Annotated in this window: 19 protein-coding genes and 1 other annotated feature; of the genes, 14 read left to right on the top strand and 5 right to left on the bottom strand. The window is 46.5% G+C overall.

What is annotated here, in order from left to right; translation table 11 throughout:
• The first annotated feature begins 153 nt into the window (after positions 1-153).
• The 5 genes from DW642_RS10810 to DW642_RS10790 all read left to right on the top strand — a co-directional run bounded on the left by DW642_RS10810 (position 154) and on the right by DW642_RS10790 (position 3,571).
• The gene (locus DW642_RS10810) at positions 154-366 is read left to right on the top strand and encodes a DUF378 domain-containing protein (RefSeq protein WP_055228257.1); all 213 of its coding nucleotides are present in this window, start codon (positions 154-156) and stop codon (positions 364-366) included.
• 114 nt (positions 367-480) lie between these two features.
• A complete protein-coding gene (locus tag DW642_RS15880) occupies positions 481-630 on the top strand; it encodes a hypothetical protein (protein ID WP_156327598.1) in 150 nt (49 codons plus the stop codon).
• 623 nt (positions 631-1,253) lie between these two features.
• Positions 1,254-2,054, top strand: coding sequence for a transporter substrate-binding domain-containing protein (locus tag DW642_RS10800; protein WP_306665737.1), 801 nt, complete (start codon positions 1,254-1,256; stop codon positions 2,052-2,054).
• A gap of 94 nt (positions 2,055-2,148) precedes the next feature.
• Entirely contained in the window at positions 2,149-2,838 is a 690-nt protein-coding gene (locus tag DW642_RS10795; RefSeq protein ID WP_055217777.1) for an amino acid ABC transporter permease, read from the top strand.
• Positions 2,828-3,571, top strand: coding sequence for an amino acid ABC transporter ATP-binding protein (locus DW642_RS10790; RefSeq protein ID WP_117510181.1), 744 nt, complete (start codon positions 2,828-2,830; stop codon positions 3,569-3,571). Before DW642_RS10795 ends, DW642_RS10790 begins: the two co-directional genes overlap by 11 nt.
• A gap of 50 nt (positions 3,572-3,621) precedes the next feature.
• Here DW642_RS10790 and DW642_RS10785 read toward each other — a convergent pair whose 3' ends face one another.
• Complete coding sequence (locus tag DW642_RS10785; RefSeq protein ID WP_117510230.1) at positions 3,622-5,409, bottom strand: aminopeptidase P family protein; 1,788 nt, start codon at positions 5,407-5,409, stop codon at positions 3,622-3,624.
• Between the two features lie 289 nt (positions 5,410-5,698).
• On the opposite strand from DW642_RS10785, the gene DW642_RS10780 reads away from it, so the two are divergent.
• Positions 5,699-8,428 carry a beta-mannosidase gene (locus DW642_RS10780; protein ID WP_117510180.1) on the top strand — a complete coding sequence of 910 codons (2,730 nt, stop codon included), beginning with the start codon at positions 5,699-5,701 and terminating at the stop codon, positions 8,426-8,428.
• 54 nt (positions 8,429-8,482) lie between these two features.
• On the opposite strand, the gene DW642_RS10775 is transcribed toward DW642_RS10780, so the two are convergent.
• The gene (locus tag DW642_RS10775; RefSeq protein ID WP_158555020.1) at positions 8,483-9,364 is read right to left on the bottom strand and encodes an AraC family transcriptional regulator; all 882 of its coding nucleotides are present in this window, start codon (positions 9,362-9,364) and stop codon (positions 8,483-8,485) included.
• 133 nt (positions 9,365-9,497) lie between these two features.
• Between DW642_RS10775 and DW642_RS10770 the strand changes: the two genes are divergently transcribed.
• On the top strand, positions 9,498-10,847 hold the full coding sequence (locus DW642_RS10770; RefSeq protein ID WP_117510178.1) for an MATE family efflux transporter: 1,350 nt from the start codon (positions 9,498-9,500) through the stop codon (positions 10,845-10,847).
• Between the two features lie 91 nt (positions 10,848-10,938).
• Here DW642_RS10770 and miaB read toward each other — a convergent pair whose 3' ends face one another.
• The 3 genes from miaB to DW642_RS16275 all read right to left on the bottom strand — a co-directional run bounded on the left by miaB (position 10,939) and on the right by DW642_RS16275 (position 13,628).
• Entirely contained in the window at positions 10,939-12,423 is a 1,485-nt protein-coding gene (miaB, locus tag DW642_RS10765) for a tRNA (N6-isopentenyl adenosine(37)-C2)-methylthiotransferase MiaB (protein WP_055266015.1), read from the bottom strand.
• Between the two features lie 105 nt (positions 12,424-12,528).
• Positions 12,529-13,221, bottom strand: coding sequence for an SLC13 family permease (locus DW642_RS16555; protein ID WP_330410134.1), 693 nt, complete (start codon positions 13,219-13,221; stop codon positions 12,529-12,531).
• 23 nt (positions 13,222-13,244) lie between these two features.
• Complete coding sequence (locus tag DW642_RS16275) at positions 13,245-13,628, bottom strand: SLC13 family permease (protein ID WP_242991171.1); 384 nt, start codon at positions 13,626-13,628, stop codon at positions 13,245-13,247.
• Between the two features lie 48 nt (positions 13,629-13,676).
• Here DW642_RS16275 and DW642_RS15875 point away from each other — a divergent pair, with 48 nt between their 5' ends.
• From DW642_RS15875 to DW642_RS10730, 7 genes are all read left to right on the top strand, one after another.
• Complete coding sequence (locus DW642_RS15875; protein ID WP_156327599.1) at positions 13,677-13,835, top strand: hypothetical protein; 159 nt, start codon at positions 13,677-13,679, stop codon at positions 13,833-13,835.
• Between the two features lie 21 nt (positions 13,836-13,856).
• Positions 13,857-14,129, top strand: a binding site (T-box leader).
• A gap of 114 nt (positions 14,130-14,243) precedes the next feature.
• The gene (locus DW642_RS10755) at positions 14,244-14,744 is read left to right on the top strand and encodes a TRAP transporter small permease (protein WP_117510177.1); all 501 of its coding nucleotides are present in this window, start codon (positions 14,244-14,246) and stop codon (positions 14,742-14,744) included.
• Positions 14,741-18,115, top strand: a complete 3,375-nt coding sequence (locus DW642_RS10750) for a TRAP transporter large permease subunit (protein ID WP_117510176.1) — start codon at positions 14,741-14,743, stop codon at positions 18,113-18,115. Before DW642_RS10755 ends, DW642_RS10750 begins: the two co-directional genes overlap by 4 nt.
• A gap of 129 nt (positions 18,116-18,244) precedes the next feature.
• Positions 18,245-19,639 (top strand): hypothetical protein, encoded by a 1,395-nt coding sequence (locus tag DW642_RS10745; protein ID WP_117510175.1) that lies wholly within the window; start codon positions 18,245-18,247, stop codon positions 19,637-19,639.
• Between the two features lie 306 nt (positions 19,640-19,945).
• Positions 19,946-20,629 carry a hypothetical protein gene (locus DW642_RS10740; protein WP_117510174.1) on the top strand — a complete coding sequence of 228 codons (684 nt, stop codon included), beginning with the start codon at positions 19,946-19,948 and terminating at the stop codon, positions 20,627-20,629.
• A complete protein-coding gene (locus DW642_RS10735; protein WP_117510173.1) occupies positions 20,626-20,901 on the top strand; it encodes a hypothetical protein in 276 nt (91 codons plus the stop codon). Before DW642_RS10740 ends, DW642_RS10735 begins: the two co-directional genes overlap by 4 nt.
• A 207-nt stretch (positions 20,902-21,108) precedes the next feature.
• Positions 21,109-21,249: a hypothetical protein gene (locus tag DW642_RS10730; protein ID WP_330410133.1), complete on the top strand. Its 141-nt coding sequence runs from the start codon at positions 21,109-21,111 to the stop codon at positions 21,247-21,249.
• Positions 21,250-21,698 lie beyond the last annotated feature (449 nt).

Genomic DNA, 21,698 nt, shown 5'->3' with positions numbered 1-21,698 from the left:
ATTGCACGAATGGAGGCCTGGAAATGGTCTCCATTTTTCTGCCCGAAAAATCAAAGAAAATGCATAATCTGCCTCCTTTTGGGAAATTCTTTATAAAGAAACCGGAAGAGATAAAAAGACGATACAAAATCCGGAAAAAGGAGGTTTCTTTACATGAAAGGACTGGATTACACCGCACTCACCGTTGCAATCATCGGAGCCGTCAACTGGGGCTTGATCGGATTCTTCCGCCTCGACCTCGTCGCCCTGATCTTCGGAAACATGACGTGGCTGAGCCGCATCATCTACGCGGTTGTCGGCATCTGCGGCCTCTACCTGATCTCCGTCTACGGAAGAATTTCCGACCACGTACTGGGACAGGCGTAAGAACAGGAACCCTCTCATATACGCAGAGAAAGGCGGTATGAGAGGGTTTTCTTTTGCTGTTTTAGGAAGGACAAAACAAATATTGCGGCCCTCTGTATGGTTTTGAGCAGGGATATGGATCAGAAAAAGAAAAAATACCGGATGCTTCTGGTGCAGCTTTCCTGTGCCGTTCTTCTGGCGAGTGATGCCGCAGCGTGGGCATTCCGCGGAAGTCCGGGGAGTCTGGAAAGAGGTATTGTGTATGTGAGTAACTATCTGGTTTGAATGTGATAGATCTTGCTGAATGGATTGCCCTTGCAGCAATTTTTATGAAGAATGGATGAAAAGCAATTATAACAAACCTCTTAAATAATGCAGTCCCTTTACAAATGAAGCTAGAAAACTGGTATTGGAGGCCTGGGATAAAACTCATAATGCCAGGGAAATTGCAAAATATTTTTCAGTAAATGAAAGCACCGTATACCGCCTTATAGAAGAGCGTGCACGCACTGGCAGTTATGAGACCAGAACGCAGCTGAGAGGCCGGAAAACAATTCTTACAGAAAAACAGCACCACGATATTCTGGAACTTGTACAAGAACAACCAGATATCACAATGAAGGAATTTGCGAGAAACATCAAAATGGAAGCAGAGTTTCCGAACTCGCAGAGGAATATGCTTTATCGGAAAAGAGCATTCAGCGGATCCTGCGCTGCACAGCAGCAGACGGAAAAAATACGGACTAAATACAAAAACGGAAAGACAGCCATGGAAGAACCCCCGGGCTGTCTTTTGTATTTCTGTTGCTTTTTTTCCGTTTTTCCTTGCATTTCAGAAAGATGCTGTTATAATAAGAGAAAGTGAATAAATATACATCACATGAGGAGAGAAGGAGATTATTATGAAAATGAATTTTGCAAAAAAAGCAACAGCACTTGCAATGTCCGTTTTGTTTGCTGTTTCGATGGCAGGATGCGGAAGTTCTGCATCTACCGCAAAGAAAGTAGAAGTAACATCCGTAGAGGATCTGGCAGATCTGAAGATTGGTGTACAGACCGGAACAACAGGTGATTCTCAGGCGAGCGATGCCGTTAATGCAGATTCCCAGATGCAGCGTTACAACAAAGGCGCCGATGCTATTCAGGCACTGAAAAACGGAAAGATTGACTGTGTTGTCATCGATTCCCTGCCGGCAGAAAAATTCGTTGCAGCAAACGATGATCTGAAAATTGTAGAAGGCATTTTTGATACCGAAGAGTACGCGATGTGCTTCAAAAAAGGAAATGAGTTAAGAGACGAGTTCAACACTGCATTGGCAGAGCTGAAAGAGGACGGAACTCTTGATGAGATCATGAGCAACTACATTGGTGATGAAGTCGGACAGCATCCGTATGAATCCCCGGCAGACGCAGACCACTCCAAGGGAACGCTTACCATGGCAACCAACGCAGAGTTCGAGCCGTGGGAGTACAAAGAGGGAAATGATATCGTTGGTATCGATGCCGACATTTCCAAAGCAATCTGCGACAAGCTTGGTTATGAGCTGAAAATCGAGGATATGTCATTTGAAACCATCCTTGCATCTGTCAACAGTGGAAAAGCAGATTTCGGCGCAGCCGGAATGACCGTTACTCCGGAGCGTGAGGAGAGTGTTGATTTCACCGATACTTACGCAAATGCAACGCAGGTTGTTATTGTAAGAAAGTAATCTAATAAGAGGAAAAAGAGCGGCTGTCCGCCAGGCAAAATGGTGCAGCCGCTCTTTTTGCAGGAAATGAAACCACAAAGGAGAGATGTATTCTATGGAAAATTTACAGCATCAGTTTAACCGCTACTTTGTAGACAACGGTGCTACAGAGTGGTGGCTGACCGGTCTGAAGACGACGCTGCTTGTCACGGTAATTGCACTGTGCATCGGTGTTGTGCTCGGACTTCTCATCGCGCTGATCCGTTCGACACACGAGCAGACCGGTAAATTAAAACTTCTGAACATTGTGGCACGCGTCTATCTGACGATTATCCGCGGAACGCCGTCCATGATTCAGATTCTGTTTTTCTATTCCGTTATTTTTGCAACCGTAAACCTGAACAATATCGTGATCGGCGGAATTGCATTCGGTATTAACTCCGGTGCGTACGTTGCCGAGATCTTCCGTTCCGGAATCATGTCTGTGGATAAAGGACAGACTGAAGCGGGACGAAGCCTTGGTTTAAATTCGGCACAGACCATGCGTCTGATTATCATTCCGCAGGCGTTTAAAAATGTTCTTCCGGCGCTGATCAACGAGATGATCGTGCTGTTGAAAGAGACCGCCATCATCGGCTATATTGGAACCATCGATATTACAAAAGCAGCAACCCTGGTACAGAGCCGTACGTACGATGCGCTGGTTCCGCTTCTCTCCGCAGCGATCTTTTATCTGATTCTTGTTATGATTCTGACCTATTTCATGGGCAAACTGGAAAGGAGACTGCGTAAGAGTGACCACTAACGAAAAAGTATTAATTAAAGTTGAAAATCTGCAGAAGAGCTTCGAGGATAATAAAGTTTTAGACGGAATCAGCACAGAGATCCGTCAGGGAGAAGTTGTCGCCGTTATCGGTCCTTCCGGTTCCGGAAAATCGACGTTTCTGCGCTCCTTAAATCGTCTGGAAATTCCAACCGGCGGAAAAATTTACTTCGAGGGCGTTGACATCACGGCGCCGGAAACTGACATTGACCATGTGCGTCAGAAGATCGGAATGGTATTCCAGCAGTTCAATCTGTTTCCGCACAAAACCGTTAAGGAAAATATCTTGCTCGCTCCGGTGACATTAAAACTAATGACATCGGAAGAAGCAGAGAAAAAAGCGATGGAGCTTCTGACCCGTGTCGGACTGCCGGACAAAGCAGATGCCTATCCGGGAAGCCTTTCCGGCGGACAGAAACAGCGAATTGCCATTGCACGCGCCCTTGCGATGAACCCGGATGTCATGCTGTTTGACGAGCCGACCTCCGCACTCGACCCGGAAATGGTAGGGGAGGTTCTTGAAATTATGAAGGAACTTGCTGAATCAGGCATGACGATGGTTGTCGTAACGCATGAAATGGGTTTTGCAAGAGAAGTGGCAACCCGCGTGGTCTTTATCAACGAGGGAAATATTCAGGAGGAGAATACGCCGCAGGAGTTCTTCGCAAATCCGCAGCATCCCCGGCTCAAAGAATTTTTATCGAAAGTATTATAATAAAAAACGCTGTTCTGTATCATCAAAACACAGAACAGCGTTTTTGCATCTTATTTGGAAATCGGGCGGGTGGCTTCTTTCAGCCACTCTTTTTCGTCTCCTTCCAGATAAGGAGAAATCTTTTCATATACTTCTTTGTGGTAGTTGTTCAGCAGTTCCACATCTTTTTCGGTCATATACTGTGTGTCAATACCGTCAAGATCGATCGGAACCATGGTAACGAACTCAAAGCACATGAACTGGCCGTACATGTTCTTTTCTGCTTTGCGGCAGAGCATCAGGTTCTCAGTACGGATGCCGTGGCTTCCTTCGATATAGATACCCGGTTCATCGGAAGTAAGCATGCCCTCCTCAAGAACGGCGTTTTCCATCCGCTCCGGAACCATTTTCCAGCGGAAACCGTTTGGACGCTCATGTACATTTAAGAGATAACCGACACCGTGGCCGGTTCCGTGATTGAAGTCAAGACCTCTCTCCCAGAATGCCTGTCTTGCAAGGTAATCAAGGTTGATACCGATGCAGCCGTGGAGGAATTTTGCATTTCCAAGACGAAGGGTTCCCATCGCAGTGATGGTGAAATGTTCTTTTTCTTCCTCGGTCAGCGGTCCAACTACGATTGTTCTGGTAATATCGGTCGTTCCCTCATAATACTGTCCGCCGGAATCCACGAGGTACATGCCTTTTGGCTGTAGAACGGAGAAATCTTCTTTCGTTGCCTGATAATGGCACATAGCGGCATTCGGGCCGTAAGCGGAGATGGTTCCGAAACTCGGCTCAATGTAGCCTTCCTGCTCTTTTCGGAAGGATTCCAGTTTCTCTGCAACGGAAACTTCGTCCATCGGGATTTTGCCGATGTTTTTCTTTAACCAGTAAACGAAACGGGTTACAGCAACGCCGTCTTTGACGTGGGCTTTGCGGATATTTTCCATCTCAACTGGTGTTTTCAATGCCTTTAAGGAGGAAGCCGGGTTCATCACATTGACAATCGTGTTTTCGCCCATGACGCTCTGGCAGATTGTGTAGTTGACTTTGGCTTTCTCCAGAAGAATCGTTTTTCCTGTGATGCCTACAGCGAAATCATAGACAGCATCGTATGGATGAATCGAAATACCAAGACCGGCAAGATACTGTTTTACTTCATCATTTAAAGTTGCTTCCTGAATAAACAGATGGCCTTCGGTTTCGGTCAGAATGAGGTAGGAGAGGACAACCGGATTGCACGGAATATCGTTTCCGCGGATGTTCAGCATCCAGGCAATATCGTCGAGTGCGGTCAGGATATGTACCTCGGCACCGTTCTCTTTCATCTTTTCGCGGACTTTTGCAAGACGGTCAGCAGCGGACTCGCCGGTATATTTGGAATCAAGAATCCATACCGGTTCTGCAGAAAGTGCTGGGCGGTCGGACCAGATTTCACCGATCAGGTCACTTCGATAGGAGAGAAAACGCTCCGGAAGTGTCTTTTCCAGTGTCTCACCGAGCATCTCATTGACAACGCGGCCGTCGAAGCCGATGGTCATGCCTTCTTTTGTATTTGCCTGCAGGTATTCCTCTACGGTCGGAACACCTTCCTGGCCCATTTTCATTAAAGTAACGCCGGTTCCGGCAAGCTCTTTGGCTGCCTGTACGAAGTAGCGGCCGTCGGTCCAGAGGCACGCTTCATCCTGCGTAATCACAGCAGTTCCGGCAGAACCGGTAAAACCGGTAATATACGTTCTTGCTTTAAAGTAAGTTCCTACATATTCGGATTCATGATAATCGGCGGTCGGAACCAGATAAGCGTCCACGCCGTATGCTCTCATTTTTTCGCGGAGAGCAGCTAATCTTTCTGGTATCATAGTTTTTTCCTCATCTTTCTTTTCGAAAAATAATGTCGGCATTTTTAAATGGGATGCCAACATTTTTATTCTATCACATTTTCCAAATCTGTCAAAGTGATGATTGAGAATTTGTCTCACTGTTTTCCTGTTTTTGCGAAAATTTTTGTGCATTTGGAGATTTTTCCTATTTTTCAAGAGCTTTTTTGTACCATTTTCTGCACAAAAGAAGTAAGATAGGAAGAAAGAAAAAGCGTGGTGAAACTACGCGAAGAAGCAGAAACTATGTAAGAAAGGGGGACATACTGTAATGCATACAATATGTCTGAAAGACAACTGGACCTTAACGGTCCTTGGAAAAAATGTTTACGATATTCCGGAGACTCCAATTGAGACAAAGGTTCCGTCTACCGTTTACGGCACACTTCTGGAAAAAGGTCTGATCCCGGATCCGTTTTATCGTGACAATGAACTCGATGCACTGAAACTGATGGAGAACGATTTCGCATACGAGACAGAAATCGTGATCGGAGAGGAAGACAGAAAAGCGGATCGCCTGTTTTTACATTTCGACGGAATTGATACGATCGCGGATGTTTATCTGAACGGAGAGAAAATCGGCTCCGCAGACAACATGAACCGTGTCTGGGAGTACGATATTACCGATCTTGTTGCAGGTGATGCAGCCGATACCGTATATCAGGTAAAAGTGATTCTGCATTCTCCGACCAAATTCATTGCGGAAGAAGATACAAAATGCCCGGTTGGCGGATCCTCCGATGCAATGCCGGGATTCCCGCATATCCGTAAAGCAGCGTGCATGTACGGCTGGGACTGGGGCCCGCGTCTTCCAGATGCAGGACTGTTCCGTGAAGCTTCCGTTCTCGCAGTAAAAACAGCCCGTCTGGCGCAGGTATTTGTAGGCCAGGAGCATCACGTAACCGGAAAAACGGTTCACGGAAACGTTGTTGATTCTGTTCGCCTGACGGCAGATGCTGAGATCGAGTGGATGCCGGGAGTTACCAACGGAAATGTAAAAATTGTCATGACGGTTACTTCTCCGGATGGAAAAACCGTTCTGACAGCAGAAAGCGGCAGCATCGATCCGCTGACCCATTCAGCACCATCAAAAAATCTGACCGGTCTTACATGTGAGCTTCGCAGCAACCGTGTACAGGCTTCTCTTACCGTAGAAAATCCGGAGCTGTGGTGGCCGAACGGTTACGGCGCACAGGCACTGTATCAGGTAAAGGTAGCGCTTGTTGCAGAGGATACCCTGGATACCTGGGAGAAGAAAATGGGTCTTCGCACCATCACGGTCAATACCGATCCGATGGAAGATGAAGTTTATGATGAACACATGACCGGACAGGCACCAGATTACGACGACGGCGACAACATGGTTATGACAAACGGTGAGAAGAAAGTAATTATCACCGATAAAGCAGCAAAGACGGTAAAAGGCCGCAACTTTGCATATGAAATCAACGGACTGCAGATTTTCGCGATGGGCGCGGATTACATTCCGGAGGATAATATTTTAACCCGCCAGACGAGAGAACGTACCGATCTGCTGTTAAAATCTGCACAGGAAGCAAACTTCAATTCCCTGCGTATATGGGGCGGCGGATACTTCCTCGATGACTTCTTCTATGATGTCTGCGATGAGAGAGGACTTCTGATCTGGCATGACTTCATGTTTGCCTGCGCTTCCTATGAGCTGTCAGATCATTTTGAGGAGAATATCTCCACAGAAATCCGTCAGAATGTACGCAGACTTCGTTCTCATGCAAGCATTGCTCTGTGGTGCGGAAACAATGAGATGGAGACACAGTATGAAATGCTGGCATGGCCGAAATCCAAGAAACAGTATTACGATTATATCCATCTGTATGAGTACATCATTCCGAAAATCGTCAAAGAAGAGGATCCGGAGAAATTCTACTGGCCATCCTCCCCGTCTTCAGGTGGAAATTACGAAAACAGCAATGCGGAAAATGTCGGCGATACCCATTACTGGGGCGTATGGCACGGAAGCGAGCCGTTTACCGCTTATCGTTCCCACCATTACCGTTTCCTGTCCGAGTTCGGATTCCAGTCCTTCCCGTCCCTGCAGACTGTAAAACGGTTTACGGAAGACGGCGACCGCAACATCTTCTCACGCGTCATGGAAATGCACCAGAGAAATACGGCTGCCAACGGAAAGATCCTGAACTATATCTCACAGACCTATCTGTATCCGAAGAATTTCGATGAGCTTCTTTACTGCTCACAGCTTCTTCAGGCAGATGCCATCCGTTACGGCGTAGAGCATTTCCGCCGCTTCCGTGGTACCTGCATGGGTGCTGTTGTATGGCAGCTGAACGATATCTGGCCGGTAGCATCCTGGGCAAGCGTCGATTACTACGGAAACTGGAAAGCCCTGCAGTACGCAGAGAAGAAGATGTTCGCACCGGTTCTGCTTTCCTGTGAGGAGCATGGAGAGATCGATCAGAAACCGTTTGTCAACACCCTGCCGCATCCAATCGATGTCAGTGCAGACCTTCACGTTGCGAATGAGACGGGTGAGCCGATTGTTGGAACCGTAAAATGGTCTCTGCGCCGTCCGGATTCTTCCGTAGTCAAAGAGGGAACCTTCGAGGTCAACGCACCGGCCTACGGCGGACAGTGGATGCCGCATCTTGATTTCAACGGTCAGGATCCGCTGGAAGTTCATCTGACGTATGAGCTGGTTGTCGATGGAAACGTCGTATCTTCCGGATCGACGCTGTTCTGTGCACCGAAGCATTACCATTTCGCAGATCCGAAACTTTCTGTATCGGTAGACGGCGATACCGTAACTGTAACGGCAGAGAACTTCGCAAAATCTGTCAGCGTAGAGACCGAAAACGGTGTGCTTCGCCTGGACGATAACTTCGTTGATATGGAAGCAGGAACAAAGACCTTCCGTATTCTGCCGACCGCAGACTTTACCGCCAAGGGAACCGGCGTATCGGGCGCATACCGCGTACGAAGCGTATACGAGACAGCAGAACGATAAGGCATGGAAAAAGGGCACGCAAAATGAATGCGTGCCCTTTTCTGCAAAATAACGTTATTTATTTTTTTCTGCCTGGATTTTTCTGGCCTGTTTCGGTGTGATTCCTTTTATTTTTTTATAACACCGGATGAAATAGCTGCAGTCCGGATAGCCGACTTCTCTGGCAATAAAAGAAACATCGTGACTGGAAAAAAGCAGCATATTTTCTGCCGCATTGATTCTGGTTGCCGTAATATATTCTTTGCAGGTCATATTGTAGCGGCGGTAAAAATTCATGGAAAATGTGGAGTGCGACATGTTGCACATGGCGGCAAGTTTCTCTACGGTCAGTTCTTCAAAATAATGGGAATCAATGTATTCGGAAATCAGGTCAAAACTGATTTCGTAGGAAGGATGCACGCCGGGAGACGGAAAAGAAGTCCCGCTTTTCTGCCAATTCCGTACAAAACGGCTGATGATTTTCCGAAGATCCGCTGTAAGAATCATGGAATAGCCAAGCTCTTTATCCCGGTATTCCTTAAGAATATCCGAAAAAAGAGGAAAAAGGTCCATTTTCTGTACCTGCTCCGGAGAAAAAATACAGGGGCAGCGGAACGTGTGGATGCCGTGCAGAATCGAACGCAGATCCAGCTCATCCGTCTTGCAGGTGGGCAGAAGATTGGGGTCAAATTTAATCACATCATACTGCACCGGAACAGACCCCTTTGCAAGCGCGATGGAATGAACGCATTTGGGCGGAAAAAGGATCACAGATCCTTCCGTTCCGATGGATGTCACATTATCAAGGGAAACCTCAATTTCTCCTTTCAGAACGTAGAGAAGTTCTACATAATAGTGCCAGTGAGCAGGAATCGGAAGGGAGTCCCGCGTGCTGTCAAAAAGAAAAGCCTCATAAGGAGAGGCGATGGGGTCGATATATTCATATAAGTTATTCATAGATGTCTCACTTTTCGTTCGTAGTGGATGTTCCATACTGACTGTGGATGGAAACAAACTTCTTTTAGTATATAGTGATTTTATATGATTTGCAAGAAGGAATGAAGAAAGGAAAGGTTACAAGATTATCATCATGCAAAAAACAACAAATGATATGACGCAGGGCAACAGCATGAAGCTGATTTTTCAGTTTTTCCTGCCGATTCTGATCGGAAATCTTTTTCAGCAGCTTTACAGCTTTGTGGATTCCATGGTCGTTGGAAAGGGGATCGGAGATGTGGCTCTGGCAGCGGTTGGAAATACCAGTTCGGTACATTTTCTGATTCTCGGCTTTGCCATGGGGCTTACCGGAGGACTTGGGATCTGTATTTCCCACTCCTTTGGAGCGAATGATATCGAAAAACTGCGGAAAGAAATTGCGATGTCGGTTTATATCTGCCTTGCCATTGGAATTGTAATTACGGTGGGCAGTCTGTTTTGGATGCGCCGTCTGTTTGTCTTTCTCCAGACACCGGAGGATATGATGACAGACACTCTGGTTTATTTTGGAACCATTCTGGCGGGCAGTACCGTTACCATTTTTAATAACTTTGCCATGACGCTGCTCCGGTCCGTCGGAAACAGTAAAGTGCCGCTGGCTTCTATGATTGTTTCGTCGGTGGTCAATATTGTGCTGGATCTTCTATTTGTATTTCCGTTTGGCATGGGCGTGTTTGGAGCGGCGCTTGCAACGGTCCTGGCGCAGGTAGTTTCTGCCCTTTACTGTTTGGTATATATCCGGCGCGCCGCAGAACTGCTTCCGCGGAAAACAGACTGGGGGGCAGATGGTGTACTTCTTGGCGCACTTGTTGGAAAAGGCCTGCCGGTAGCTGTGATGAATTCTGTAACTGCGGTGGGCGGTATGGTCCTTCAGGTTTTTGTCAATCAGATGGGAACGGCTTATGTCGCAGCTTATGCTGCATGTATGAAGGTGTGCGGTCTGTTCGAGCAGCCGGGTATAACACTTGGACTTGCACTTCTGACTTTTACAGGACAAAATTATGGAGCCGGAAAATACGACCGGATCAAACAGGGAGTCAGGGCAGGTGTCGTGCTTTCTGTCCTTGTCAATCTTCCTTTTGCAGCACTGGAAATTTTCTGCCCGAAGCTTCTGGCATCCCTGATGTTGAATGATGCGACAGTCATTTCCTATACCTGTATCTTTCTGCCGGTTACTGGAGTTGCCCTGTTCGCCCTTGGCTGGCTGTTTGTCTTCCGAAACGCCTGCCAGGGAATGGGAAAAACAGTTCTGCCGATGGTGTCCGGGATTGTGGAGGTTGCCATGCGCGTCATGGTTGTGCTGCTTTTAGCACCGCGCCTTGCGTTCCGCGGAGTGGCATTTGCAGAAATTTCCGCATGGGTCGGAGCTGGAGTTATGCTTATGATTACCTACTTTTTTTATCAGAGGCGGCTTTCCGGGAAAACTCCAGATGTGAGAGGATAAAAGGAGAAGTTATATATAAAAACCCTGCCTGCACAGCTTTGTAACATAGTCTTTTCAAAGACTGAAAAACTGTGCGGGCAGGGTCTTTTGGTTAAACAAGCGTTCCCATATAGTAGAAGCCGCGGCATTCGTCCAGGGAAACGTTCTGCAGCGTTCCGATCATCGAAGCATCTCCCGGGAAATGAACCAGCGTATTGTTGCTCATACGGCCGGTGACAAGAGAAGCGTCCTGCTCATTGATACTTTCCACCAGAACTTCCTGTACGGTATGAAGATGTCTTGCGGTTACCTCGCGGGAAATTTCCTGGACCTCGGCAAGAAGACGGTCAAAACGGTCTTTTACAACATCCGCCGGGATCTGGTCTTCCATGGCAGCTGCCGGTGTTCCGGTTCTTCTGGAATACTGGAAGGTAAACGCGCTGTCGTAACGAACGCGGCGGACCACATCCAGTGTTTCCAGAAAATCTTCTTCGGTCTCACCAGGGAAACCAACGATAATATCTGTTGTCAGAGAAATATCCGGCACTTTTGCGCGGATTCGGTCTACCAGGTCAAGATACTGCTCTTTGGTATAACGGCGGTTCATCAGTTTTAAGATACGGCTGCTTCCGGACTGGAGCGGAAGATGAAGATGGAGGCAGACCTTCTCGCAGTCGCGCATTGCATCGATCAGTTCTTCCGAGAGATCCTTCGGATGTGAGGTCATGAAACGGATGCGTTTCAGCCCTTCAATCTGATTTGCCTTGCGCAGAAGCTGTGCAAACGTCATCGGCTCCTCGAGATTCTTTCCGTAGGAATTGACATTCTGACCAAGCAGCATAATTTCAACAACGCCGTCTGCAACGAGGCGTTTGATCTCTGCGATGATTTCCTCCGGCTTCCGGCTGCGTTCGCGGCCGCGCACATACGGTACGATACAGTAGCTGCAGAAGTTATTGCAGCCGAACATAATATTAACACCCGACTTGAACGGATATTTGCGGTCAACCGGGAGATTTTCCACGATTTTATCGGTATCTTTCCAGATATCGATCACCATGCGGTCCTCTGTCATACAGCGGACAAGATACTCGGCAAAGCGGTAGATATTATGCGTTCCGAAAATCAGGTTGACGAAATGGTAGCTTTTTTTGAGTTTTTCGACAACAAGCGGCTCCTGCATCATGCATCCGCAGAGGGAAATAATCATGCCCGGATTTTTCTTTTTGTACTTGCCAAGCTGTCCAAGACGACCGTAGACACGCAGATTTGCGTTTTCACGGACGGTACAGGTGTTGTAAACAACAAAATCGGCATCTTCGGTCTCCACAATGTGGTAGCCGACGGTTTCCAGAATTCCCTCCAGTTTTTCGGAATCGCGGGCGTTCATCTGGCAGCCGAAGGTTGTGATGCAGGCAGTCAGATACTCTTTTCCGTTTTGTTTTGCACGCTCCGGTACGAGCTGCTGTTTTAAAAGTGCCATAAAGTAATACTGACGCTGCGGTTCTGTCTCCGGCGCCGGAACAGTAATGTCAACATTTGCAAGATCAATACCGGAAACCTCGGCATCCGGAACGTTTCTGAGATCTATCTTCATAAATGAAACCCTTTCTTTTTCAATATAAAATGCTAAGTACAGTAATAATGAGACGGTATAAAATGCCGTGAAAAAAGACCCGTACAGCCGGATCTTCTTTTTATTTTAGCGTATCTGATACAAAATAGCAAGAAAAACAAGATTGAAAACAGTAAAAATCAGGATATATTTTTTGCGGCAGGAAGCGTCTGCGGCCGTAATCTGGCGATAGGAGATCAGGCTTGCCATAGATGCAATTAAAGTCCCGAGGCCGCCGAGGTTGGTTCCTACAATCAGTTCCGGGATTTCTTTTGTATATCCGGAAAGCAGCATGGCGGCAGGAACATTGCTGATGATCTGGCTTGTGAGGACGGAAAGAAGCCGTTCGTGTCCGGTAATCATCTGTTCCAGATAAATACGAAGCGCTGCCATTTGTTTCATGTTTCCAATAAAAAGAAAGAAAAACACAAAAGTGAACAAAAGAGAGTAGTCTGCTCTGCGGTAAAGGCTGCGGTTCACCAGGCAGATCCCGGCAATCGTGATCAGAAGCAGAATACTATGCGGGAGAAGTTTGGCAACCGTAAGAATACAGCAGAAAAAAAGAGCTGCAAAAACTGCGATTTGCCGCGGATGAGTAATCGCTTTTTTCTCCAGGGAAACGGAAATTTTCTTTCCGGAGAAAAACAGAAAAATGCAGATCAGAAAAAGAACTGCAGCACCCAGAGTATAAGGCAGCATCATAAGCAGAAAATGCAAAAGGGAAAGTCCGGAAAGCGAATACAGATAAAGGTTCTGCGGATTGCCGATAGGAGTAAACATACTGCCAAGGTTTGCAGCCATGGTCATAAAGGTGACAAGAAGTATTTTTTCTGCTCCATATGGCACATTCGCAGAAGCAGAATGCCAAACGGAACAAAGGTAATCAGAGCGACATCATTGGTAATCAGCATGCTGCAGAAAAAGCACAGGGAAATCAGAAGCAGAGCAACCATCCGTTCTGAGTTTACATGCCGGAGAAGACTGGTGCCAAGCCAGTCAAATACGCCACATTCCCGCAGACCCGCGACAATCAGCATCAGACAGAACAGCAGGATCAGAGTATGAAAATCCAGATAGCCAAGATACTGTGGACCGGGAGGACAGAAAAAGCAGGAAAGCACTGCAAGAAAAAAAGAGACGGTAAGCACTGCATCTTTTTGAAAAAAGGAAATCAGTTTTTTTATCATAAAAATCATCCTTTCATGAATAAGCAGGACTGATGTTGGAAGATCGAGATGAAAAATCAGGCTGCATATTTCGGATACCGCAGATTATTATATAAAAGATATGGAAAAGATGCAAGAAAAAGGTCAGAAACCGAAAAAAATGCGGTTTTTCAAAAAATCGACAAATTTTTCCAGCCAATTCTTGACAATCAACAAAAATCGCGTTAAAATTGCTTCTGTCGTGTAAAAGCAAATTCTGAGAAAAGAAAAAGTAAATGCAGACAAATCGTTTTCAGAGAGCTGCCGGAAAGGTGCGAGACAGCAACGAATCTGGATTGAAAATCATCTTGGAGAAGGAAAGCCCAACGAATCGGCCGTGTATCGTACTATGTGCCGGAATTCCAGTAGGTTTTCACGGGAGTTTCCCGTTACAGAAACCGCGTATGCTTGTGCGTTGTATTCGTGCTTGTTTCAAAGAAGAGACAAGGGTGGTTGCGGGAAAAGAACAGTTCCGTCCCTCGTTGAGGGGCGGATTTTTTTGTTTGTCAGCTGCAAATTCACCCCGGTAATACAGCCTGGCAAAGAATAGATCCTGCTGGAACATTGTACCTGACAGCGGGAAAAGGGAGGAAACATATGAAAGTGTACAAAAAAATCATGAATGGACTGGCATTTGTTGAGAAACTGGTTCTCGTGCTGTCCACGATCCTGATTGTTGTGCTTACGGTGGGAAACGTTCTTTCCCGTAAGGTACTGCATCAGTCCTGGTCATTTACCGAAGAGCTTGTCGTTGCGGTATTTGTCCTGATTACACTTCTCGCAGCAGCGCTTGCTGCCCGTGACGGAGAACTGGTCAATCTTTCTTTGCTGCCGGACCGTCTTTCTGCGAAGGCGAGAAGAATCCTGCTGGTTGTCAACACAGCATTTAGTGTTGCCTTTACCGTAGTTCTGTTTAAATACGGCATGGACAAGGTACTGACCCAGCTTGCCAACGGAAAGAGAACGTTCGTTTTAAACTGGCCGGAATGGATTTTCTGGTCTTTCGTACCGATCGGCGCAGCCTGCATGACGCTGCACATGATCGAATATCTGATGGATACATTCGTAAAAGCAAAAGAGGAGGGACAGAAAAAATGATCAGTGCAATTCTTTTTCTTTCATTCTTTGTTTTTCTGATCCTTGGTATCCCGATTGGCATCTGCCTTGGTCTGTCTTCGATCTGCGCGATCCTGTACTCCGGTACATCCCTGACCATCGTAGCAACCAATATGTATTCCGGTATCAGTAAATTTTTGCTCCTTGCCATTCCGTTCTTTGTACTGTCCGGAAACATTATGGCAAAAGCGGGCATTTCCAAACGACTGATTCGTTTCGTCGACACCTGCGTCGGCCATAAAAAGGGCGGTATCGCGATCGTATGCGTTATCGTAGCCTGCTTCTTTGGCGCGATTTCCGGTTCCGGTCCGGCAACCGTAGCAGCACTTGGTATGGTTCTGATCCCTGCCATGATTGAGCGAGGCGGATTTTCTGCTCCGTTTTCCACGGCCCTGATGGCGACGTCAAGTTCGATTGCGATCGTCATACCGCCGAGTATTGCATTCGTTGTTTATGCATCCATCACAGGCGTATCCATCGCCGATATGTTCACAGCAGGTATCGTTCCTGGTATTCTGATGGGTGTGGCCCTTGTCATCGTTGTTCTTCTGGAGGCAAAGAAACACAACATTCAGCCGACCCAGAAAAAAGCAACAGCCAAAGAAAGATGGGATGCTTTTAAAGATGCTTTCTGGGGATTCTTAATGCCGGTCATCATCCTTGGCGGTATCTATGGAAGTATTTTCACCCCGACCGAGGCAGCTGCCGTTTCCGTTGTATACGGTCTGTTTGTCGGAATCTTTATTTATAAAGAGATCAAACTGAAAGACCTGTGGGATCTGATGGTAGATTCTGCCAAAACAACCGGTGGAATTATGCTGATCGTCGCAAGTGCTTCTCTGTTCTCCTTTGTCTGCACAAAGTTTGGTATTGCGCAGGCAGCGTCGGATCTTCTTGGAAGCGTTGCTCATAACCAGTTTGTATTCCTTCTGATTGTCAATATCATTTTCCTGATTGCAGGATGCTTTATCGATGCAAACTCTGCCATGTATATTTTCATCCCGATTATGCTTCCGGTCTGCAAAGCCCTTGGCTATGACCTGATAGCATTCGGTATCGTGGCAACGGTCAACCTGGCCATCGGACAGGTAACTCCGCCGGTCGGTGTCAACCTGTTTGTCGCCATTTCCGTAAAACTGAAAAAAGGAATGGAAGTTACCATTCAGCAGATTTCCAAAGCCGTTATGCCAATGATCGCAGCATCGGTAGCAGTTCTGCTTCTGATTACGTATGTTCCGCAGATTTCCACGTTCCTTCCAAAAGCACTGGCAAAAGACGGAGCTTATACCGGAACGGTAGCTGCAGCAACGAATTCCGATACTTCCAGTGGCGATGGTGCGGATGGCAGCACAGCAGGAAATTCCTCCGGCAATGAGGATTACAATGATATCGCTGATTACAGTGACCTTGGATGGGAAGAGCAGACCTGGAACTTTACCTGCTCCACCACCGAGAACAGTACCTGGGCAGAAGGCGGACGCAAGTTCGGCGAGCTCATGGAAAAAGCAACCGGCGGCAAGATCAAAGTCAATGTATACGCTGCAGACCAGCTGACCAACGGAAACCAGTCCGAGGGAATCCAGGCACTGATGAACGGAGATCCGGTACAGATTTCGATGCACAGCAACCTGATTTACTCTGCATTTGACCCGAGATTTAACGTCGTATCTCTTCCGTTCCTGTTTGATTCCGTAGAAGATGCGGATGCCAAACTGGACGGCGAGGCAGGCGAAAAATTAAAAGCAATCCTCGATGAGTACGGCCTGCACTGCATGGGAATCGCCGAGAACGGTTTCCGTCAGCTGACCAACAGCAAGCAGGAAGTAAAAACCGTCGATGATATGAAGAACCTGAAAATCCGTGTAGCAGGAAGTAACCTGCTGATGGAGTGCTACAAACGCTGGGGCGCCGATGCGACCAACATGAACTGGTCTGAGACCTACACCGCCCTGCAGCAGAAAACCGTAGAAGGCCAGGAGAATCCGCTTCCGGCTATCGATGCAGCCAGCGTACAGGAAGTACAGCCGTACTGCTCCATGTGGAATGCAATTTATGACTGCCTGTTCTTCTGCATTAACGGAGACATCTATAACAATCTGACCCCGGAGCAGCAGAAAGTTGTCGATGAGGCCGGACAGAAAGCCGTCGATTACGAACGTGCGATCAACCGTGCCGGTGACGATGAGATCATGAACCGCTGGCAGAACGAGAACGGTGTCAAGATCACAAAATACGAAGATATGGACATCGATTCCTTTAAACAGGCGGTAGACGGTGTAGATGCCTGGTATCAGAACGAACTGGAAAGCCAGGGCTATGACGATGCCAAAGATCTGATTGAAGCCTTTACAAAGAAAGATACATCTTCTGCAAGCACCTACGATGTAGAAGACAGAAGCGATCTCGACTGGCCGGAGCAGACCTGGAACTTCACCTGCTCCACGACAGAAACCAGTACCTGGGCAGAAGGCGGCCGGAAGTTCGGTGAGCTGATCGAAAAAGCAACCGGCGGCAAGATCAAAGTCAACGTATATGCCGCAGACCAGCTGACCAACGGAAACCAGTCCGAAGGTATCCAGGCACTGATCGATGGAGATCCGGTACAGATTTCAATGCACAGCAACCTGATTTACTCTGCATTTGATCCGAGATTTAACGTCGTATCCCTTCCGTTCCTGTTTGATTCCGTAGAAGATGCGGATGCAAAACTGGACGGCGAGGCAGGCGAAAAATTGAAAGAGATCCTTGATGAGTACGGCCTGCACTGCATGGGAATCGCCGAGAACGGTTTCCGTCAGCTGACCAACAGCAAGCAGGAAGTAAAAACCGTCGATGATATGAAGAACCTGAAAATCCGTGTCGCAGGAAGCAACCTGCTGATGGAGTGCTACAAACGCTGGGGCGCCGATGCCACCAACATGAACTGGTCCGAGACCTACACGGCCCTGCAGCAGAAAACCGTAGAAGGCCAGGAAAATCCACTTCCTGCTATCGATGCAGCCAGCGTACAGGAAGTACAGCCGTACTGCTCGATGTGGAATGCAATTTATGATTGTCTGTTCTTCTGTATTAACGGAGACATTTATGACAGTATGACACCGGAGCAGCAGGAAGTGATCGATGAGTGCGGTCGTCTGGCAACACAGTACGAGCGTGAGATTAACCGCGCCGGTGATGATGAAATCCTGAACCGCTGGCAGAATGAGAATGGTGTAACCATTACCAATTATGAGAATATGGACATCGATTCGTTCAAACAGGCAGTAGACGGCGTGGACGAGTGGTATCAGAAAGAACTGGAAGGCCAGGGATATGATGATGCCAAAGAGTTGATTGAGACGTTTACAAAATAATGATAAAAATCCATCCATGACCTGGAGGTCTCCAGTGAGACTGCTTCCGGGCTTGGATGGATTTTTTATTTGAGTTTTCCAGAAAAACAGGTATACTGGAGGGTATCAGAAAACGGGAGAGTTGGAGCAATGAAACAGAAAAAAGAACGGGAAAAAGAAATCAGCCAATGGCCATGGATTTCCATGCTGCCGTTTGGAATTCTGGCAGGATACTGGGGCAATAAGGAAGTGCGGATCACGGCAATTTCGGAATATGGCTTTCAGACCCGCCTCGCGGCACCGGCCACAGTTGAACAGAAAAACGCACCGTGGGAACTGGCATTTTACGATCAGAAAACGGCATCCTACCAGCGGATTCTTCTTCGTGATGCGACTTTTCTGCAGGAAAAAGAGGAAGATTTTGATGTTGTTTATACCTTCGCCACGGAACAAGAAGATTATCGAAATGCGGTACAGCACCTTGCCCTGCAATACAGCCAGTATATTCGCTGGAAAATGGAGGACGATGATGCCGCTCTTGCAGAACAGATGACAGGATATCCTGCGGAGCAGGACGCGTTTCATCTGGAAAGTCTGGAAGAGCAGAAAAAAGTATGGTTTTCCGGAATTACGAAGGAAACCTTTGTGGCATTGCAAAATAGTGCTGCCGGATCCGGGCAGCCGATTGAGCTGGCGCTCGAACTGGACCGGCCGGAATGGTATAAGGCGTATCTTTCGATGGAAAGTGGGGTGTTTTTTGATGCTTATTTTCGGAGAAACCAGATTGCAGATCCGCCGGTTTTTCACCCGGATCGGCTCTATATAGGAAATGCTTTCTGCCCGCATCTGGCACCAACGGAAGAGGAACTGTTCGCACTGATGGATAAAGCCTGCCGGGAGTCGTTTTCAATTACGCTTACGTTTCCATTTTTGCTGGAAGAAAATCTGTCGGAAACACAGCAGCGGCTGCAGCGTCTCGCTGAATGGTGCGAACGAAAGAATAAAGCCGTTGAGCTTGTTGTAAATGACTGGGGAACCGCTCATCTGGCCGCTCATTTTCCTGTGTTTTCCATCTGTCTAGGCATTCTGCTTAATAAGCGAAAAAAAGATCCCAGGATGGCCTACAAGCTGGGAGACCGCACACTATTTGAGAAAAACAGCGTCCACGCGGCATTTTACCGTAAATATTTGAAAGCAGAATTCCAGATCGAGCGGTATGAATGGGAGAGCTGCGGCAATACCGGTACCGGGAAGTTCCCGGAAGGAAAAAACAGTATGCATCTTCCCTTTTATCAGACCAATACCTCGCAGTACTGTCCACTGTACGCAGCGTGCACCAAAGGAAGCCGCAGCGCGCAGATGCCGGTGCGGGAATGCCCGAGGTTTTGCGAAAAACAGGCGTTTTTATATCCGGAGCATCTGCGGATGATGGGGAGATATAATTCATTGTTTGGAATGAATTTGACCGTTTTGCAGGATCCAGAGACGATAGGGAAAATGTATGGGCTGCGTGGGATAGACCGGATTGTAGTGAATTTGTTATAGTGACATCTTAAGAAGCATGTTCGCAGTTCATATTTCCAACTTGATAGAACTGCCCATTCATGATAAGTTGAAAAACAACAGGAAGGGTGCAGACTTCTCTGAAATATTTTTGAGGAGGTGTATGCACATGGGAAAATTGAGTGTGCTGCAGTTGATGCCAAAATGACGGTTGATCAGCTTCAGAAAATGATGGAGAACGCAACGGTATAATACGAATGTATCAAATTTTATGAGGCTTCATTTGCGAGAGTGGGGTCTCTTTTATGCTGATTTGAATCTATTTTCCAAAGAAGAAGGTTAATACCTATGAGAATACTATTTTGCAATATTGCATGGATGAATTATTATAAAGGAATTGTATGGGGAAAAGACGAACCGCAAAATGGAGGTTCCTATGTAAAAGAAACTCTTGACGCACATGAAAAATACAATTTTGAAGCAATACCGCTTACAGAAGAATCCGGATATCCGAAAGGGGAATATTGTCTTGGCTTTGTGGAGACAAAGTCAACCAATAAAGAAACTCGAAATCAGTTAAGAATTGAGAAGATTTATGACTGTGAGGGCATGAATGAGGAAACTTCGGTGGATGATGTGCTTGTCGTATATTGTGCATTGTATCCGGATGCAATAGAAAAAGAAACGTATGTAGTTGGCTGGTATAAACATGCAACCGTATATCGCAATTGCAAAGTGATGCGTTTCTTATCGGATACAGAGGAAGAATATTATGACCAGGCATATAATGCTATTGCTAAAAAAGAAGATTGCGTGCTGCTGCCAAGAGGAGCAAGGCGAAAAGCAAATACATGGAAAGTACCAAGAAAATCAAAAGGTGTGGCGTATGGATTTGGACAGTCTAATGTATGGTATGCACAGGGGAGAGAGCAGCATAATTTATTAGACCAGTTTCTTAATAGAATTGTGAGTCAGATAGAAAATTATGATGGGGAAAACTGGATTGATAAATATGCAGAGGGAATGGAGTGATCAAGAACATTACGGACACGTCCATAGAAATTCCAGAAGAGACGGAGGTGATTGATGTGTGCAAATCAATGAGCAAAGCAATAGAAGATTTGCTGAAAGAAAGCAGAGAACAGGGTATCGAACAAGGAAGAGAACAAGGTATTGAGATTGGTAAAAACCAGACGCTTGTGAGGCTTGTACAGAAAGGCGATTTAAAGATAGAGCGTGTCGCGGCTAAAGCAAAAATGACGGTTGAGCAGTTTGAAAAAATGATGGGGAACGCGTCGGTATAATGCAAATGTATCAGATATTATGAGACTTCATTCATGAGAGTGGGGTCTCTTTTATATTGAACTCTTTATAAATATGCCAGACAAAAAAATCATTTAGTCAAAAAGATATTCAATACAATGGAGAAAAGAATACAAAGATAACTTCTGATTTGTCAGACGTGAAAAAAGAAAAACTGATATTGAGTCAATATCAGCAGGAGGAACTCTATGAATCAGGAAATATACGAAAATCTTATAACAGGTCTTGAAACTGCATATATCGACAGCAGGATTTCTTCCAATCTTGCTTTTAAGCCACAATTTGTCTCAAACAGTTATCAGGAAGGAAAAAAGTGTTATCCGCAATAGAGGATGAACTGCTGGCCTGCGATAAGTTTCAGATCAGTGTGGCATTTATTACCATGCAATCCCATTCAAGAAGAATGATGGAACAATGACTGAGGTGGATAAGGGAGCAATTTTAGTTGCATTTCATTTGGAATGAGTTTCATAACCTATTTTATCTGGGAATTCTCTTTCGGGAGGTTCCCGTTATTTTTTTGCTCGTTTTGCCGGACACTATGTCGGTTCTTGTCCTGGAATCGTTAGGCGGATGAACTCTCAGGTTGGGAATTTCTGAAAATATGGTGAAAGCTTACATTCATAGGATATCGATTCAGGAGCCGATTGAAAAGTTTACATGTCAGTGTTGCGGGAGAGCAGGTCACACAGAAAGTAGAAAAAGTTCTAAGTTAGCAACCACCAGTTCAACTGGTGGTTTATTATTAGCCCTCCAAAGGGCTATTGTTACTGCTCGC

Source organism: Blautia sp. AM23-13AC, assembly GCF_003435675.1.
Lineage (GTDB): Bacteria > Bacillota > Clostridia > Lachnospirales > Lachnospiraceae > Fusicatenibacter > Fusicatenibacter saccharivorans.
The sequence above is the reverse complement of the archived record's forward strand: the minus strand, read 5'-3'. Positions and strand labels throughout refer to the sequence as shown.

Bases quoted from the DNA above. Each gene is read 5' to 3' on its own strand.
- DW642_RS10810 (WP_055228257.1), top strand. From the start codon at position 154: ATGAAAGGACTGGATTACACCGCACTCACCGTTGCAATCATCGGAGCC.
- DW642_RS10755 (WP_117510177.1), top strand. From the start codon at position 14,244: ATGAAAGTGTACAAAAAAATCATGAATGGACTGGCATTTGTTGAGAAA.
- DW642_RS10745 (WP_117510175.1), top strand. From the start codon at position 18,245: ATGAAACAGAAAAAAGAACGGGAAAAAGAAATCAGCCAATGGCCATGG.
- DW642_RS10740 (WP_117510174.1), top strand. From the start codon at position 19,946: ATGAGAATACTATTTTGCAATATTGCATGGATGAATTATTATAAAGGA.
- DW642_RS10780 (WP_117510180.1), top strand. From the start codon at position 5,699: ATGCATACAATATGTCTGAAAGACAACTGGACCTTAACGGTCCTTGGA.
- DW642_RS10795 (WP_055217777.1), top strand. From the start codon at position 2,149: ATGGAAAATTTACAGCATCAGTTTAACCGCTACTTTGTAGACAACGGT.
- miaB (WP_055266015.1), bottom strand. From the start codon at position 12,423: ATGAAGATAGATCTCAGAAACGTTCCGGATGCCGAGGTTTCCGGTATT.
- DW642_RS15875 (WP_156327599.1), top strand. From the start codon at position 13,677: ATGAAAAATCAGGCTGCATATTTCGGATACCGCAGATTATTATATAAA.
- DW642_RS10750 (WP_117510176.1), top strand. From the start codon at position 14,741: ATGATCAGTGCAATTCTTTTTCTTTCATTCTTTGTTTTTCTGATCCTT.
- DW642_RS10730 (WP_330410133.1), top strand. From the start codon at position 21,109: ATGAATCAGGAAATATACGAAAATCTTATAACAGGTCTTGAAACTGCA.
- DW642_RS16275 (WP_242991171.1), bottom strand. From the start codon at position 13,628: ATGATAAAAAAACTGATTTCCTTTTTTCAAAAAGATGCAGTGCTTACC.
- DW642_RS10775 (WP_158555020.1), bottom strand. From the start codon at position 9,364: ATGAATAACTTATATGAATATATCGACCCCATCGCCTCTCCTTATGAG.
- DW642_RS10800 (WP_306665737.1), top strand. From the start codon at position 1,254: ATGAATTTTGCAAAAAAAGCAACAGCACTTGCAATGTCCGTTTTGTTT.
- DW642_RS10770 (WP_117510178.1), top strand. From the start codon at position 9,498: ATGCAAAAAACAACAAATGATATGACGCAGGGCAACAGCATGAAGCTG.
- DW642_RS10785 (WP_117510230.1), bottom strand. From the start codon at position 5,409: ATGATACCAGAAAGATTAGCTGCTCTCCGCGAAAAAATGAGAGCATAC.
- DW642_RS15880 (WP_156327598.1), top strand. From the start codon at position 481: ATGGATCAGAAAAAGAAAAAATACCGGATGCTTCTGGTGCAGCTTTCC.
- DW642_RS16555 (WP_330410134.1), bottom strand. From the start codon at position 13,221: ATGTTTACTCCTATCGGCAATCCGCAGAACCTTTATCTGTATTCGCTT.